The 769-nt window shown below is 40.3% G+C and carries 1 protein-coding gene; it reads left to right on the forward strand.

What is annotated here, in order from left to right; genetic code table 11:
- The coding region (locus tag A3G19_RS07360) for an undecaprenyl-diphosphate phosphatase (protein WP_294871642.1) at positions 1-701 on the forward strand (701 nt) is incomplete at its 5' end.
- Between the last annotated feature and the right edge of the window lie 68 nt (positions 702-769).

Here is a 769-nt window from a genome sequence, read left to right on the forward strand (position 1 = left end):
CTTCTACGGGGCATCTAATACTTATTTCACATCTATTAGGACTTGAGCAAACAATTGCGCACAAAACATTTGAAATCTCTATTCAGCTGGGCAGTATTTTGGCAGTTTTGTTTTTGTTTTCACAAAGGCTTCTGGCAAACAAAAATCTATGGCTCAAAATCGCGGTGGCTTTTCTGCCGACAGCTATTTTCGGATTTCTATTTTATAAAACAATAAAAGGGCTTTTTGGAATAGAAACCGTTGCAGTAATGCTCATCCTCGGCGGTATTGCATTTTTGATTATAGAATATTTTAGAAGAGATCATGATGAGAGCAGCGACAAAACAGTAGATGAACTGACCATAAAAGAGTCTCTGATGATAGGACTCTTTCAAACTTTTTCAATGATACCTGGAACCAGCCGCTCCGGAGCCACTATGATTGGAGGTCTCTTTAGCGGATTGTCACGCAAAAGTGCCGCCGAATTCTCTTTTTTACTGGCGATTCCAACTATGTTTGCGGCAACAGCTTACGATTTGTTTAAAAACCGCCACGAGCTCGTTGTGGATGACTACTCGCTTTTGGCAGTCGGGTTTACAACAGCATTTGTTGTTGCATTTATAACCGTAAAAGCGATGATGAAATTTCTTACAACCCATACATTCGTAGGCTTTGGAATCTATAGAATAGTTGTCGGGGTTGTTTTTTGGTTTTTTGCCTGATTTAGTAGCTGATGTTACGCAGTAAAACGAATTCATCCGTCTTACTGGCAGGGACAGATGTCCCTACA

Source organism: Sulfuricurvum sp. RIFCSPLOWO2_12_FULL_43_24, from assembly GCF_001829605.1.
GTDB lineage: Bacteria > Campylobacterota > Campylobacteria > Campylobacterales > Sulfurimonadaceae > Sulfuricurvum.